This window comes from Paenibacillus sp. FSL R7-0128 (assembly GCF_038002245.1).
GTDB lineage: Bacteria > Bacillota > Bacilli > Paenibacillales > Paenibacillaceae > Paenibacillus_AQ > Paenibacillus_AQ silagei.
Genome location: NZ_JBBOCD010000001.1, coordinates 1,265,020 through 1,279,011 on the forward strand (window position 1 = coordinate 1,265,020; position 13,992 = coordinate 1,279,011).

At 57.0% G+C, this 13,992-nt stretch carries 16 protein-coding genes; all 16 read left to right on the plus strand.

Annotated features, from left to right (window positions below):
- Positions 1 to 65 precede the first annotated feature (65 nt).
- The 16 genes from NST26_RS05195 to NST26_RS05270 all read left to right on the plus strand — a co-directional run bounded on the left by NST26_RS05195 (position 66) and on the right by NST26_RS05270 (position 13,978).
- Entirely contained in the window at positions 66 to 665 is a 600-nt protein-coding gene (locus NST26_RS05195; RefSeq protein ID WP_162174671.1) for a winged helix-turn-helix domain-containing protein, read from the plus strand.
- Positions 666 to 838: 173 nt separating this feature from the next.
- Positions 839 to 1,294, plus strand: coding sequence for an SRPBCC family protein (locus tag NST26_RS05200; RefSeq protein WP_339313015.1), 456 nt, complete (start codon positions 839 to 841; stop codon positions 1,292 to 1,294).
- Positions 1,295 to 1,302: 8 nt separating this feature from the next.
- Positions 1,303 to 2,625 (plus strand): beta-ketoacyl-[acyl-carrier-protein] synthase family protein, encoded by a 1,323-nt coding sequence (locus tag NST26_RS05205; protein ID WP_340955596.1) that lies wholly within the window; start codon positions 1,303 to 1,305, stop codon positions 2,623 to 2,625.
- Complete coding sequence (locus NST26_RS05210) at positions 2,622 to 3,869, plus strand: beta-ketoacyl-[acyl-carrier-protein] synthase family protein (RefSeq protein ID WP_340955594.1); 1,248 nt, start codon at positions 2,622 to 2,624, stop codon at positions 3,867 to 3,869. The genes NST26_RS05205 and NST26_RS05210 overlap by 4 nt, the downstream gene beginning before the upstream one ends.
- A 46-nt stretch (positions 3,870 to 3,915) precedes the next feature.
- Positions 3,916 to 4,134 (plus strand): phosphopantetheine-binding protein, encoded by a 219-nt coding sequence (locus tag NST26_RS05215; RefSeq protein ID WP_036723283.1) that lies wholly within the window; start codon positions 3,916 to 3,918, stop codon positions 4,132 to 4,134.
- A gap of 14 nt (positions 4,135 to 4,148) precedes the next feature.
- Positions 4,149 to 4,511, plus strand: a complete 363-nt coding sequence (gene acpS / locus NST26_RS05220; protein ID WP_445323312.1) for a holo-ACP synthase — start codon at positions 4,149 to 4,151, stop codon at positions 4,509 to 4,511.
- Between the two features lie 20 nt (positions 4,512 to 4,531).
- A complete protein-coding gene (locus tag NST26_RS05225; protein ID WP_340955590.1) occupies positions 4,532 to 5,731 on the plus strand; it encodes an MFS transporter in 1,200 nt (399 codons plus the stop codon).
- A 10-nt stretch (positions 5,732 to 5,741) separates the two neighbouring features.
- The gene (locus tag NST26_RS05230) at positions 5,742 to 6,122 is read left to right on the plus strand and encodes a cupin domain-containing protein (RefSeq protein ID WP_036723287.1); all 381 of its coding nucleotides are present in this window, start codon (positions 5,742 to 5,744) and stop codon (positions 6,120 to 6,122) included.
- A gap of 50 nt (positions 6,123 to 6,172) precedes the next feature.
- Positions 6,173 to 7,138, plus strand: coding sequence for an amidohydrolase family protein (locus NST26_RS05235; protein WP_076079592.1), 966 nt, complete (start codon positions 6,173 to 6,175; stop codon positions 7,136 to 7,138).
- An 8-nt stretch (positions 7,139 to 7,146) separates the two neighbouring features.
- Positions 7,147 to 7,908, plus strand: coding sequence for a cyclase family protein (locus NST26_RS05240; protein WP_340955588.1), 762 nt, complete (start codon positions 7,147 to 7,149; stop codon positions 7,906 to 7,908).
- Positions 7,909 to 7,961: 53 nt separating this feature from the next.
- A complete protein-coding gene (locus tag NST26_RS05245) occupies positions 7,962 to 8,270 on the plus strand; it encodes a TIGR04076 family protein (RefSeq protein ID WP_036723289.1) in 309 nt (102 codons plus the stop codon).
- A 16-nt stretch (positions 8,271 to 8,286) separates the two neighbouring features.
- Positions 8,287 to 9,645, plus strand: a complete 1,359-nt coding sequence (gene hemW / locus NST26_RS05250; protein WP_340955585.1) for a radical SAM family heme chaperone HemW — start codon at positions 8,287 to 8,289, stop codon at positions 9,643 to 9,645.
- Positions 9,646 to 9,659: 14 nt separating this feature from the next.
- Complete coding sequence (locus NST26_RS05255; RefSeq protein ID WP_076079596.1) at positions 9,660 to 9,977, plus strand: carboxymuconolactone decarboxylase family protein; 318 nt, start codon at positions 9,660 to 9,662, stop codon at positions 9,975 to 9,977.
- Entirely contained in the window at positions 9,967 to 11,349 is a 1,383-nt protein-coding gene (gene hemW, locus NST26_RS05260) for a radical SAM family heme chaperone HemW (protein ID WP_340955583.1), read from the plus strand. Before NST26_RS05255 ends, hemW (NST26_RS05260) begins: the two co-directional genes overlap by 11 nt.
- Positions 11,346 to 12,785, plus strand: coding sequence for a U32 family peptidase (locus NST26_RS05265; protein ID WP_340955581.1), 1,440 nt, complete (start codon positions 11,346 to 11,348; stop codon positions 12,783 to 12,785). Before hemW (NST26_RS05260) ends, NST26_RS05265 begins: the two co-directional genes overlap by 4 nt.
- Positions 12,782 to 13,978 (plus strand): flavodoxin family protein, encoded by a 1,197-nt coding sequence (locus tag NST26_RS05270; RefSeq protein WP_340955579.1) that lies wholly within the window; start codon positions 12,782 to 12,784, stop codon positions 13,976 to 13,978. The genes NST26_RS05265 and NST26_RS05270 overlap by 4 nt, the downstream gene beginning before the upstream one ends.
- The last annotated feature ends 14 nt before the right edge of the window (positions 13,979 to 13,992 follow it).

The following is a 13,992-nucleotide window of genomic DNA, read 5'->3' on the forward strand; positions in this document are numbered from 1 at the left end:
CTTGTGAGGATTGCAGGTTTAAGAATGTTCATTCTTTTTTTTCACAGGTGTACGGTTGTAAGGTATTGCATTTCAAGGAGCTTGAGGCGCTCGTCGATATTGTGAAGGAAGGCCTACAGCTGGATGGTGTAGTGATCAGCACCCCTGATTTCAACCCGGGCTTCATTCACACGATGCAGTATCTGCAACAGATGCTTACGCTGAGAATATTCTTCATTGTAGAAGAGATCAGCGCGCAGGGTACCCCTGTCCCTTTTCCTTCCAATCATATGTACATCAGCAGCTTCGAGCGCAACGGCTTCCAGGAGGAATTGTTCAGCCGGTTGCGCTGCTGGTTCGACGAAGGACTGGCCCCTCACACACACCACACCAGACAAATCAAGGATATCGCCCTTCATCTGCACTCCAAATCCCTGAAGGTCGGAGAATTCGTCATTGAGCTTACCTGTAAAGAGTTCGAACTCCTGGAGCTGCTGCTGGAATGCCAGGGCCAGTACATCCCCACCGAGCAGATTCTGCACCAGCTATGGGACAGGTATACATCCCCTGAGATTGTGAGGCAGTACGTATACAAGCTGAGGCACAAAATCGAGATCATCTCCGGACGAAGCGACATCATCCTGTTTCGCCGGGGGATCGGATATTCGGTGAACCCATTGATCTGACAGAGTTCTGTCAGGTCTTTTTTTGTGCCCGGGAAACACATAGATTGTAATCTTCCGTCTCCTCCCATAAATCAACAATAACTGTAAATTAACGCAAGCTTAACAGCCGGGTTATGTCCCCTTCCGGGCTTAGGCGTTACGATGTCATTAATACGAATGGGGAGGCATATGGAGTGGCAACGATTCAGAACAGTATCTGGATTCACGCAGACCGGATCACCGTATTTGAGCGTACGAATGATATTGCGCACTGGACAGATTTATTCACGGAATATAAGGAAACGCGGGTGCTGGAGCAAGGGGAGGCCTACATCCGGTTTGAGCTGACGACACATCCCGAGGGGAATCGGCCTTCACGCACATGGGAATCGGAACGCTGGCTGGACCGGCCGAACTTCCGGATTACGGCCAGACGCCTGGCGCCGCTGCTGCCGTTCAAGCATATGAATCTCGAATGGCTCTATGAGGAGCAGGACGAAGGGACGTATATGACCTGGATTCAGGAATTCGAGGTAGATCCGGCAAGCGGGCTGACCGGAGAGCAGGTGGAAGCGCATCTGAACCGCACGACCAAGGAGCAGATGACGGCGATCAAGCACAATATCGAGAAGCAAACGGTTCGGAGCTGAGGGCTTATATGGAGAATGTGACAAGAAAAAGAGTCGTGATCACCGGCATGGGGCTGCTTACCCCGCTGGGGAATACGCTGGAGCAGTTCTGGAGGAACAGCCTGCAGGGCAAGGTGGGATATGACCGCTTGCAGGGCTATGAGCATATGGCGTTGAAAAGCCGCGTTACCGGCACAATACCGCAGTTCGAGCATTTGGGCCGGACGGCTGATGAAGCGCAGCGGGCAGGCATGGGGCGGCCGGGTATTCTGGCGGTCAACGCCGCGATAAGGGCGGTTGCCGATGCGGGGCTTGCGTTCACGAAGGAGCTGCGGGAGCGTTCCGGGGTTTGCATCGCCAATGCGATTGCCGACACCCCGTTCTCGGAGCAGACCTTCCTGCGGATGACGGAGGGCGGGCAGGGGCCGATTGATCATGGACTCTGTCAGGAGGATTTGTACCGCAAAGGCATGTTCTCTTATATTGCCTTCGAAGTGGCGCATGAGTTCGGGCTTCAGGGAGAGGCACTGGTCATGTCCACAGGCTGCACGGGCGGCATTGATGCTGTCGGATATGGCTATGAGTCGATTACAGCCGGGGAACATGACGTCATGATCTGCGGCGCAGCGGAAGCACCGGTCAGCTCTATGACCATATCCTCCTTCGATGCCATCGGTGCGTTGACCTCCAGGTTCAACGATGACCCGCAGCGGGCTTCGAGACCTTTTGAGAAGAACCGCAGCGGCTTCGTTCTCAGCGAAGGCTGTGCTGTAGTGGTGCTGGAGGAGCTGGAGCATGCGCTCCGGCGGCTGGCGCCGATCTATGGCGAGGTGACCGGATTCGCCAGTACGAATAACGCTTTTCATATGACCGATCTGCCACAGGACGGGGATGCGCTCAGTCTGACGATGAACGAGGCGCTGGGCAACGCGGGCCTGACAGCGGAGGACATTCAATATATCAACGCACATGGAAGCTCGACTCCGCAGAATGATGCTTTTGAGACCGCGGCTTATAAAAGAACGTTCGGAGAGCTCGCCTACTCCATCCCGATCAGCTCCACGAAATCGATGGTAGGTCATCCGCTCTCGGCAGCGAGTGCCATTGAAATTGTGCATTGCCTGCTGGCCTTGAACGAGGGCTATATCCCGCCAACCGCCAATCTGGACGAGCCGGACCCGGCCTGTGATCTGAATTATGTGCCGAAGCAAGCGATCCAGCGCGACCTGTACCATATTTTGACCAATGCCAGCGGATTCTCCGGGATTCACTCCGCGATGATTCTGGCAGCGAACGAATACAGCAATCGGGCAGGCAAGCTTCAGACTGAACAATGGATGTGCAGCCTATGAAGAATACAGTATTCGTAACCGGAGTAGGGATGGTGGGGCCGTGCGGGAATAGTGCCGGGGCCTTCTGGGAGGGACTCCTGAGTGGCCGGAACTATATGACTCCGCTTCAGCTTGAGGGTACAGCCGGAGCCGCGCCTCCCTTCGCCGGACAAGTCAGCGGGATGGAGCCGGAGCGGGTCATCTCGAAGCGTCTGCTCAAGAAATGCTCCCGCTTCTCTGTCATGTCGATCCTGGCTGCGAAGGATGCCATGGATGATGCGCACTGGGAGCTTGACCAGATGAGCCGCGAGCGGATCGGCATCTTCGTCGGCAACAACTCGGGGGGCTGGGAGAGTGCGCGGAATGGCCTGCGTGTCCTGCACACCGAAGGGGCACCCTTCATTGACCCAAATCTGGCGAGCAACTGGTTCCCTGCGGCGGCACAAGGGCATATGTCCCTGGCCTTCGACATCAAGGGCTACAGCAAGACGGTGATCGCCGACCGGAGCAGCGGGCTGCTCGCCATTGCGTATGCGGCCAGAGCCATCCGCAGCGGGATCATCGATGCGGCGATCGTTGGCGGAGCCGAGACGCCGCTCGATCCGTGGGCGCTCTCCTTCTATAACACGGAGGGACTGCTGAATCTGAGTGCGGACCGCCCGCAGACGGCATACCGGCCGTTCGTGGAGGGGCGCAGCGGGCTGGCTCTGGCTGAAGGAGCCGCGTTCCTCTGCCTGGAATCAGAGCGCAGCCTCCAGAAGCGCGAGGCGTCCCGCCGGGTGCGGGCGAGCATCCAGGGCTTCGGCTTCACGAATGACGGCCAAGCCGCCGCCCCGCCTGAGGAGAGTATAGCGCAGTGTGCCAGGGCGATCCAGCTGGCAATCGGGCATTCGGAGACGCAGCCGGAGCGGATCGGCTATCTGTCACTGGATGGGGCCGCCTCCGCCCGCGAAGACGGAATTGAATGCTCGGCCATTCAGGAGGTGTTCGGCAGTAGTACAGAAGCCAAGTGGGCGGGCTGCCCCAAGACCGTCTTCGGCAACACGATTGGAGCGGCAGGGGCGTTCGATGTGGCACTGAGCGTGCTGGCTATGAATCACGGGGAGCTGCCCGGCCTTCCGTATCTGGCAGAATCTGTTCAGGACAATGGCTTGAACTTCGTGCCGGGGATCAGCCGCCGGACCGCTGTGGAGTCTTCGCTGATTCTGTCCAGAGGGAGGGGGGGTGTCTCTTCGGCACTGGTTGTGAACGCTGAAGGCTTGTGAAGGATGAACATTAAGGCACATTAACTTAACCGGGAGGGTGTATCTAATGGTATTCGAGAAGGTAAAAGCAATCATTGAGGATATTGGCATTGAGGATGAGATTATCGAATCATCGCGGCTCTATGACGATTTGGCCCTGGATTCAACAGAGCTGGCGCTGGTCTCTACAGCACTTGCGAAGGCGTTTGGCATCTTCATTGAGAGTAGGGTGCTTAAGACGTATTCTGTAGCCCAAGTGATCGAAGCCGTTGCCTTGAAGGCATGATTAGAGGGATCGGCATGGATCTGGTCAGTATCAGCTTTGTCGAGCAGATGCTGGAGAAATGCGGTGAACTGTTCGTACAGCAGTATTATTCCATGGAAGAGAGGGAGCTGTTCGCCTGTAAAAAAAGACATGCCGAACACTTCCTGGCCGGCAGATTCGCCGCCAAAGAAGCGCTGCTGAAGGCCATCGGCACCGGAATGAACTGTGAGCTGGACTGGAATGAGCTGGAGTTCCTTAACCATCCCGGCGGCCAGCCCTATCTGGTCCGCAGCCCCAGCCTGGAGCCTTATGTACAGCAGCAGGATTCCATCCATGTAAGCATCAGTCATCACGGTGATTATGCTGCTGCATTCATCATTATTGAGAGCAGTCAATGACTGTGAGGAGGACGAGTCACATGAGCAACAACAAAATATTCACACTTTTGGCCATCAACATTCTACTCGTATTTTCAATTATGGTCAGCATCTTCCCCATCGCACCCCTGATCAGCAGTGATCTCGGCATGACCTCCGGTGAGATTGGAACGATAGCGGGGATTGCCTCGCTGGTGATGACCTTTCTGTCGATTCCCTCCGGCGTGTTCGCAGACCGGTATGGGCGGAAGAAGATTATTATCGCCTCCATGGCATTATCGGCAGTGGCTGTATTTATGGTGGCTGCATCCCACGGAGTCCTGCTGTTCACGGCGGGGTGGCTGCTGTTCGGCTTCGCCAGAGGCTTCGTGTCCACACCGATCTTCGCGGTGGTGATGGATGTGTGCAAGCCCGAGGAACGGGGCAGAGCAATGGGTATTGTGTCCGGGGCGATTGGCGCCGGGTCGGTGCTGGGGTATGTGGTGAGCGGGCTGCTGAGCAATTATTTCGGCTGGCATACCTCCTTCGCGGTGCTGGCTTCACTGCTGCTGCTGTCCACGCTGGTTACCACGGTGCTGCTGAGGGAGACCGGGGTCAAGAATACAAGCAGAAGCATCGGGCAAGCCTTCAAAAGCTCCTTCAAATGGCTGGGCGTCCGCGAAATTCTGCTGGCGGGTATTGTCGGAACCCTGTGCTTCATGGTGGGGGTCTTCACCACCTTCCTGGTGCCGTTCGCGGCTAAGGAACAGGATATCTCCCTGGTGCTGCTCAGTCTGCTCTTCATTCCGTATGAAGCAGTAGCCTCGTTCGGAGCAGTCTTCGTTGGCTGGATCTCAGACAAGGTAGGCAGACATGCACCGCTGATCTGGGCCCAGTCGATCTGTGTAGGAGCGCTTGTGCTGCTGTATGCACTTGACTTCAATCCTTGGCTGCTAACCTTCGGATATGCCCTGATCGGACTTACGGAAGGGCCAATTATTACCCTGGTCAATACGATTATTACGGATAAGGTCATTAAGATTAATCCGATGGAGATGGGCGCGGCCTTGGGAACCTTCCGGACCCTACAGGGGGTCGGGATTGCGCTGGGGTCCACGCTTGGCGGATTCTTCTACAGCAGAATCGGAACGCATCCCAGCTATCTGGTGGCCGCCGGGCTGATGGTGCTGACGCTGCTGATCTCACTGAGCCTTGGTAAGAAGGAAAAAGCTGGCGTCACCGAATATAAATCTGCGGGATAAGGGGTGCAGTATGAACCAGGTCTACACGAAAACAGTGGTCCATATGGATGAAGTGCCGGTGGTTCATTCCAGAGGAGGACAGATGCGCGTACTGGCGAGTCCGGCGACAGTCGGGTCCACCCAGCTGATCATGGGCCATGTCCTGCTCCAGCCGGGAGAAGAGATCAAGGAGCATCTTCATGATTACGGCGAAGAGAATGTCTACGTCGTCCGGGGCCGGGGAACGGCGTTCATTGAGGATATTCCGCATGCCATCCGGGAGAATAGCCTGTTCATTGCGCGGAGAGGTGAGCGGCACCGGGTAGTCAATGAGGGTCCGGGCGAGCTGGAGCTGGTCTTCGCTACAGCGCCGCTGGCCCCCAGGCCGGAGATCGGGCACAGAGAGGTCTGACCTCCCTTCTAGGCAATACCAATTCTAAGCAAAGTGGTGAGAAGACAAACGTGAAGAGTGATCTTGTGATTGTAGATACCCATGCCCATTTCGCCGTCAAGGAGAATAAGAGCCTGGAGCTTAGCCTGGCCGCGGCCGGGACCGTCCCGGATTACAAGAAGCAGAAGGGCTTCGATGACCTGCAATATCTGAAAAAGATGGTGGGCGCTGGCGGAGACGGCTTCGTGGATGAGAACAATATGCTGGAGGATTACCTTGCTTGTATGGACGAGAATCAGATCGCCATGAGCTGGGTTCATCAGCTGAGCTTCGAGGATGTCTACGGCTATGAGGTGCTGTCCAATGAGAAAATCGCCGAGGCGGTCCGCGCCCACCCCGACAAGCTGCGCGGCTTCGCCAGCGTCAATCCCTATAAGGGGAAGGAGGCGCTGGCGGAGCTGGATTATGCCATTAAGACGCTGGGCATGCAGGGCTTCAAGCTGAACCCCAATGATTACGGGGGCTTCGTCCTGAATGACCGGGATTTGCTGTATCCGCTGTATGAGCGGTGCAGCGAGCTGGGCGTTCCGGTCAGCGTGCATACCGGGATTACGCCGGGCAGTATTTTTCGGATGAAGCATAACTACCCGATACTGCTTGATGATGTTGCTGTGGATTTTCCCGACCTGACCCTGATTGTGGAGCATATGGGCCATCCCTGGAATGACCTGTGCTATTACATGGTCGGCAGACACGACAATATGTATGTGACGATCACGGCGGTTGCCAATATCCTGATTCACAATAATCCGAAGGTATTCCGGATGGAGCTGGCCAAGATGATCTCGGTCTGCGGCAGCCACAAGATCCTCTGGGGCTCGGACTGGACGGTTACCCCGAACATCGCCGAGGTGCTGAATTACATGCAAAAGGTAGTGATCCCGCTGCCCATGAAGCTGATGATGGGGGTGAAGGAGATCAAACGGGAGGATGTTCAGAACATCCTGGGACGCAACGCACTCAGAATTATGAAGTAGGTGAGGACATGGCAGTTCAGTTCATAGATTTAAGTGTGCCTATGGAGCAGAATCCGGGCGAGCTGGCCCCATACGGGTTCGAGCAGACCGGCCATCAGGAGGGGGCGGACCGCTTCGCCCGCCAATTCGACGGGAGCCGGAAGGACTTCCCGGGCGAAGAGTTCCTGAATATGGAGATGATCACCGCGTCCACTCATACCGGAACCCACTTCGATGCCCCCCTGCACTTCGGCTCCAGGAGTGAGGGAGCGCTGGCAGCCTCCATTGACGAGGTGCCGCTGGAGTGGTGCTTCGGCGACGGAGTGGTGCTGGATTTCACCCATATCCAGGCGGGCGGGGCGATTGAGAAGCAGGATGTGGAGCAGGCGCTTGAGCGGATCGGTTACCAGCTGAAGCCGCTGGATATTGTGCTGATCCGTACAGGTGCGGACCGGCACTGGGGGACCTCCAAGTATCTCACGGATTATCCGGGGATGAGCAGGGAGGCTACGGCATTCCTGACCGGCCAAGGCATCAGGCTGATGGGCATCGACAGCTACGGGTTCGACCGTCCGTTTAAGCATATGATCAGCGATTATAAGCGGACCGGGGATAACGCCTATCTGTTCCCTGCTCACTTCTGGGGCAGAGAACAGACGTATTGCCACATGGAGCGCCTGGCGAATCTGGAGCAGATTCCGGTACCGTACGGGTTCAAGGTGGCTTGCTTTCCGATCAAGATCAGGCAGGCCGGTGCGGCCTGGGTACGGGCAGTAGCGATTATCGAGTAGCGCATTTCATTGCAAGTGAAACGAATCACATATTATATGAGGAGGAATTAGGGATGAATTATGAATTTGAGCTTAAGGTTACGGGTGTTAAGGGGCATTGCCGAGCAGGACATAAGGAAGGGGATATCATGAAGGTCTCCCCGCTGAACGCAGGCAATCTCTGCGGAACGGCCTTTCATGCGGTCTTCCCGATGCTGCTGGCGCTGAACATGGATGCGAAGCTGCCGTGGGACCCGGAGGGCAATATTGTACACTCGGCTTGCCCGGATATGCGCAACCAGATGACTATGGAAATCCGCCGCATCCCGGTGGAGCCGTCCGAAGATTCTCCATATGCAGGCCGGATGCTGCAATCCAAATGAAGGGAGACCGCTCCATATGAATAATGCGAAGCCATACGTTGAAATGTTCAAGGAGAGAGATTCGATCTGCGTCTCGCATTATCCGGTGCCTGTCTCACAGCACACAGAGCCTGAGGTCCGGTCGCTGATGGAGCTGGATCAGGTGAATACCAAGGATACGCCGGTGGCGCTGTATCTGCATATTCCCTTTTGCGATGCGACCTGCTCGTTCTGCCCGTTCAACCGTTATCTGAAGCGGCAGGATCAGGTGGACCGCTACCTGGCCGCTGTCCGGCAGGAGATGGACAGCTATGCAGCTACGCCGTTCGGCAGCAGCATTACCGTCTCGTCTATTAATCTCGGCGGCGGGACACCCTCCTGCCTGTCCTCGGAAGAGCTGACCGGACTCCTGCAATATATGAAGCAGTCCTTCCGTGTGGACGACGATGCCATGATCTTCATCGAAGGCAACCCCCGGAATTTCACGGCGGACAAGCTGGAGACCTTGGCTTTGCAGGGATTGAACCGGATCAGCGTGGGCGTGCAGACCTTCCAGGAGGAGCTGGCCGAGGTGCTGGGACTGTACCACAGTGTGGAGGACTCGTTCGCGTTAGTGAAGAATGCGCGTAACAGCGGTATTGAGAATGTTGGGATTGATCTGATGTACAATCTGCCGGGTCAGACGCTGGATCAATGGCGGGCGGATATTCTCACCTCCATCGAGCAGGAGATTGACCATATCTGTGTGATTTCCTTCTGTGTGGTGCCGCATACGCAGATTGCTTCGCGTATAGCGGAAGGGAAGATTCCGGGCATCGGGGATGTCTACCGGGAGATCGAGCTGTACACCATCGCCAAGGAGATGCTGCTGGAAGCCGGGTATGAGCAGTACAGCGTCATTGATTTCGCCAAGCCGGGCAAGACGGACCGGCACGCCACCCTATACTTCTCGGAGCAGGCGCATATGATCGGGATCGGCGCGGCTGCTTTTGGCATTATCAACGGCTATATGTATATCAACAGCGGCAATCTGAATGAATATATGACCCGCGTGCAGGACGGGCTGCTGCCGGTCAATTGCGGAGAGAAGGCGGATGAGCGGGAGCTGGCGCATGGGGCCATGGCCAAGGGTCTGCGGATGCTGTCCGTTAACCGTGCGGAGTTCGTGAAGATGTTCGGGCAGGAGCCGGAGCAGCTGTTCCCGGAGACGATAGAGCGTCTGGTGCAGGACGGGCTGCTGATTCAGGATGCCGAAGGGATTCGCCTGACCGAGGATGGCATTATATGGGGCAACAATGTGAGCAAGCAATTTTTCTCCGCGAAATATGCGGATTACGGGCTGCAGCACCGGATGAAGCTGGCTAAGGGACGCCCGGTACAATCGGTTCAATCATAAGGAGGGTATAGCTGATGAGCGATATGTTGATGAGAGTTAATCCGCAGGTAGGGGCCGCTTTTGATAGCATGTGCAAGTCGATTGAGGATACGGGGACGCTTGAGCCTAAGGTGCGGGAATTGATCCGGCTGGCTTGCGTAGTTACAGACCGTTCTACCTACGGCATCCGGCTGCATGCGCTGAAGGCTTATGAGCTGGGTGCGAGCGCGGAGGAAGTGACAGAGACCGTGATGAATTGTCTGCCGGTGGCAGGGATTGAGGCGGTCTCCTCGGGCCTTGCTGCGGCATTGTCGGCTGTGGAAGCCAAGCGGGGTGTTCATCATGGCCGTTAAGACCACAACCCGTGAATCCTTCTACAATGTCTATCCCCATAGAGATCCTATCTGTGTGTCCCACTATCCCAATCCTGTGACCGAGGTTACCCCGGCTGATATTTACGGAACAATGGGCCTTGGTGACCAGCCGCCGGCGCATAATGTTGGCGCAGTCTATGTCCATGTTCCCTTCTGCGCCTCGGTCTGCATCTTCTGCCCCTTCAACAAGATGGCCTATCAGGAAAAGCAGGTGGAGCAGTACATGGAGGCCGTCAAGGCCGAAATCGGCATCTATGCCTCTTCCCCGTATGGTTCGCAGTCCACGATCAGTGCAGTGACGTTCGGGGGCGGAACGCCTTCGGCTCTGTCGGCTGAACGGATGGTGGAGATGCTAAAGAGTGTCCAGGCGAATTACCGGGTGACGCCGGATGCGCAGATCTCTTTCGAGGGCAGTCCGGCAACCTTGACGCTGGAGAAAATGCAGGCCATCCGCGCCCAGGGGGCGAACCGGATCAGCATCGGCATCCAGACCTTCAATGACAAGATGGGGCATCATCTGCGGATGAGCCATGATTCCCGGCGGGCTTTCGAGGTGCTGGAGGAAGCGAAGGAGGCGGGCTTCGAGAACATCGGGATTGATCTGATGTACAACCTGCCTGAGCAGACCATGGAGGAATGGCTAGAGGATGTCCGTACGGCGGTACGTCTGGGCATTGACCATATCACGGTATTCTCTCTGTGTGTAGTACCCTTTACTGCCCTGTTCAAAATGATCAAGGAAGGCAAGATTCCCCCTACCGGCAGTGTCGAGCTGGAAGTGGATATGTACCTGGAAGCCAAGCGGCTGCTGCAGGAAGAGGGTTATGTCCAGTACAGCGTGTGGGATTTCGCCAAGCCGGGCTTCGAGGACCGGCATGTCCTCTTGTACTATACCCAGCAGAAGGATCTGTTCGCGCACGGCCCGGCCGCCTTCGGTTATGTCAATAAGCTGATGTATATCAACCAGGGAGATATCCAGGAGTACAGTGACCGGCTCCAGCAGCAGCTCCTGTCCGTCTTCATCGCCAGCCAGGCGGATGATCTGGAAGCGATGCACGGGATGATGGCCAAGGGCCTGCGGATGCTGTCCGTGAAGCGGAAGGATTTCACCGGCATGTTCGGATTCCAGCCGGAGGAGGTCTTCGGTACGACGATCGATGAGCTGGTAGCCAAAGGCCTGCTGGAAACGGATGAGCATGAGATCCGCCTGTCCGCGAGAGGTATTGTCTGGGGCAACAACGTCTGCAAGGAATTCTTCTCGGAAGCGAACCAGCAGACCTTCGAGAGCCGTGTGAAGCTGGCACGCGGACAAAAGCCGGCTGAGGCTGCCGGAGAGGAGCTGAAGGGATGAAGCTGTCTGTCGGCACGAACTTTGATGACCGGTTGCCTATCCTGCTGAAGGATTCGCATGTGGATGTTTTCTATGGCAAGCTGTCCTCAGATCTGGTGGGCGGCGGAAGACCAACCTTTGCACTGCCAACCATAGACCGGGCGAGGGTGGAGGAGCATGTGAAGCTGCTGCATGCCTACGGGTTCAAGTTCAATTATCTGCTGAACGCTACCTGTCTGGATAACCTGGAGACCACGAAGGATTTCCATTACCGCCTGCGCGAGCTGCTGGAATGGATCGGCACGCTGCAGCCGGAATATGTGACGGTATCGCTCCCGATGCTGATTGATATGGTGCGCACCGCGCTGCCGGATGTGAAGATCAGCCTGTCTACCTTTGCTAATGTGAATACGCTGAGACAAGCCCGGTATTTCGAGGAAAAGGGTGTCAGCGAGATTACCCTGCCCGAGAGCCGGAACCGTGACTTCGCCTTCCTGGAGAGCCTGAGCAAGAATACCCGCCTCGACTATCAGCTCATTGCGACCAATGACTGTATGCTGGATTGCCCGATGCGCCAGAATCATGCGAACTTTCAGAGCCATGCCTCGCAGTGTAACCATGTGACGGACGGCTTCGCGCTGGATTACTATATGCTGCGCTGTACGGAGCGTAAGCTCCAGCACCCGGAGGAGCTGCTGAAGTCGCAGTGGATTCGCCCGGAGGACATGTATATCTATGAAGAGCTGGGCTACCACAAGTTCAAGCTGACCGAGCGGATGAAGACCACGGAGAAGATTGCCGCGACTGCGCAGTCCTACTCCGAGCGGAAGTATGAGGGGAACCTGCTTAGCCTGCTTAATTCGCGGATGGCCGAGGCTGACTTCGAAATGCCGAACTTCTCGAAGAACATCAAGGAGGATTTCGCACCGTCTGACAAAATGAGACAGGTCTACCGCCTGTTGTTCAGCTTCCAGGCCAGCATCGACAACAAGAGTATGGAAGGCTTCCTGGAGGGCTTCCGCTCGAAGCGCTGCGACCGGATGGACTGTGACAAGTGCGGCTACTGTGCTGAATGGGCCAGCCGGACCGTGTCCATGGCGAAGCCTGGAGATGAAGCGCTGAAGGAATTCGAGCAGCTGTTCGCGGCGCTCGCTTCGGGAAGCTTCTTCGGGTCAGCGGCCGGGGCGAAGGCAGTCTGGAGCGCGGAGGGCGAGAGTCTTCTGGGCGCGGTCATTGGGCGCAAGCCTGAGTTCATCCGCGATATGGCCGGGCCTGAGATCCGGAAGAAGGCCGAGGAGCTGGCGGCTGCCCGGGGAAGTGCCCAGGTCTTACGGCAGGATGTCGCCAAGGCCAATGTACTGTGCACCCCGGCAGACTTCCGGATGTTCGCGCTTAGCGATCTGCGGGCACTGGGCTTCGATACGGCTGAGCTGGACTTAGAGGAGGCAGCCGGATGAAGAAGATCATCGGGCTTGCCGGGTCCATGAAGAAGCATCACAGCTCCAGCGAATATCTGCTCTCCGTTGCGCTTGAAGCCGCAGCGGAGCAGGGGGTGCAGACGGAGCTGCTGCGGCTGAATGATTACAACATTCTGCCCTGTGACGGCTGCGGCAACTGCATGAACGGCAAGCACTGCCACCTGCTGAAGGACCCGGAGGACCAGTTGACGGAGCTGTACGACAAGCTGAAGGAGGCGGACGGGTTCGTCTTCGCCTCCCCGGTCTATGCGCTCTCGCTTCCGGCCGTCTGGAAGAACTGGATCGACCGCTGCGAGCCGTGCAGCGACGAGGATCTGGACTTCGAGTACTACAATTACGACCGGGTGGCCGGAGTGAAGGGCAAAGCGTTCAAGGGCAAGGTCGCCGGACAGATTGTTGTCGCAGCGGGACCGGGGCATGAATGGGCGCTGGCCTCGCTGATGCCCTGCTTCACGGCGATCAAGCTGTCGATGATTGCCAGCGCGGGCATCAGCCTGATTGAATATGACGGCCAGCCGGGTATCCGCAAGCGCTCCTGGAGCAAGCCGATTGAAGAAGCGGAAGAGGCGAAGATGATGGCCCGGGCGGTTGGGATGCGGGTAGCCTCCTCCTTGGGCTTCTCATACTTCGACCTTCCCGGGCAGTCGGGGGCAGGGCGAGAGCAGGGAAGCGGGGGGCAGGATGCTATGGAGCCGAGCCAGGACCCTATGGAGCCGAGCCAGGAACGCGGGGTGCAGGCTGAAGTCTGGTCTGCCTTCACTGTGCAGGACGTCCGGGATGAGGAGGTTACGCTCGGTGATCTGGCTTCGATTCACCCGCGCATCTTCGTTATCGGCGATCAGCAGGCCAGCCTCCGCTGCGGGCCGCTGCTGGAACAGCTGGAGCAGCAGTTCGGCGGGAGCGCAGACTGTGCGCTGATTGCAAGAGTCGGGCAGCTGCCCCACTTCATCACGCATGAATTCGTGAAGGAGAAGACGAGCCAGACCGTTCCCGGCTTCATGCTCTACTATGACTGGGAGGATAAGCTGGCCTCACGCTGCACCCTGGCGCCTGGACAGCCGGCTATTCTGGTAGGCAGAAGCCCCGGGGAGTGGAGGTTGTTTGCAGTCGATGAAGCAGACGGCCGGGATATAGACCGGGTCGTGGACTATCTGGAGGAAGCTGTCGTATGAGCGGCCCGGCCGGG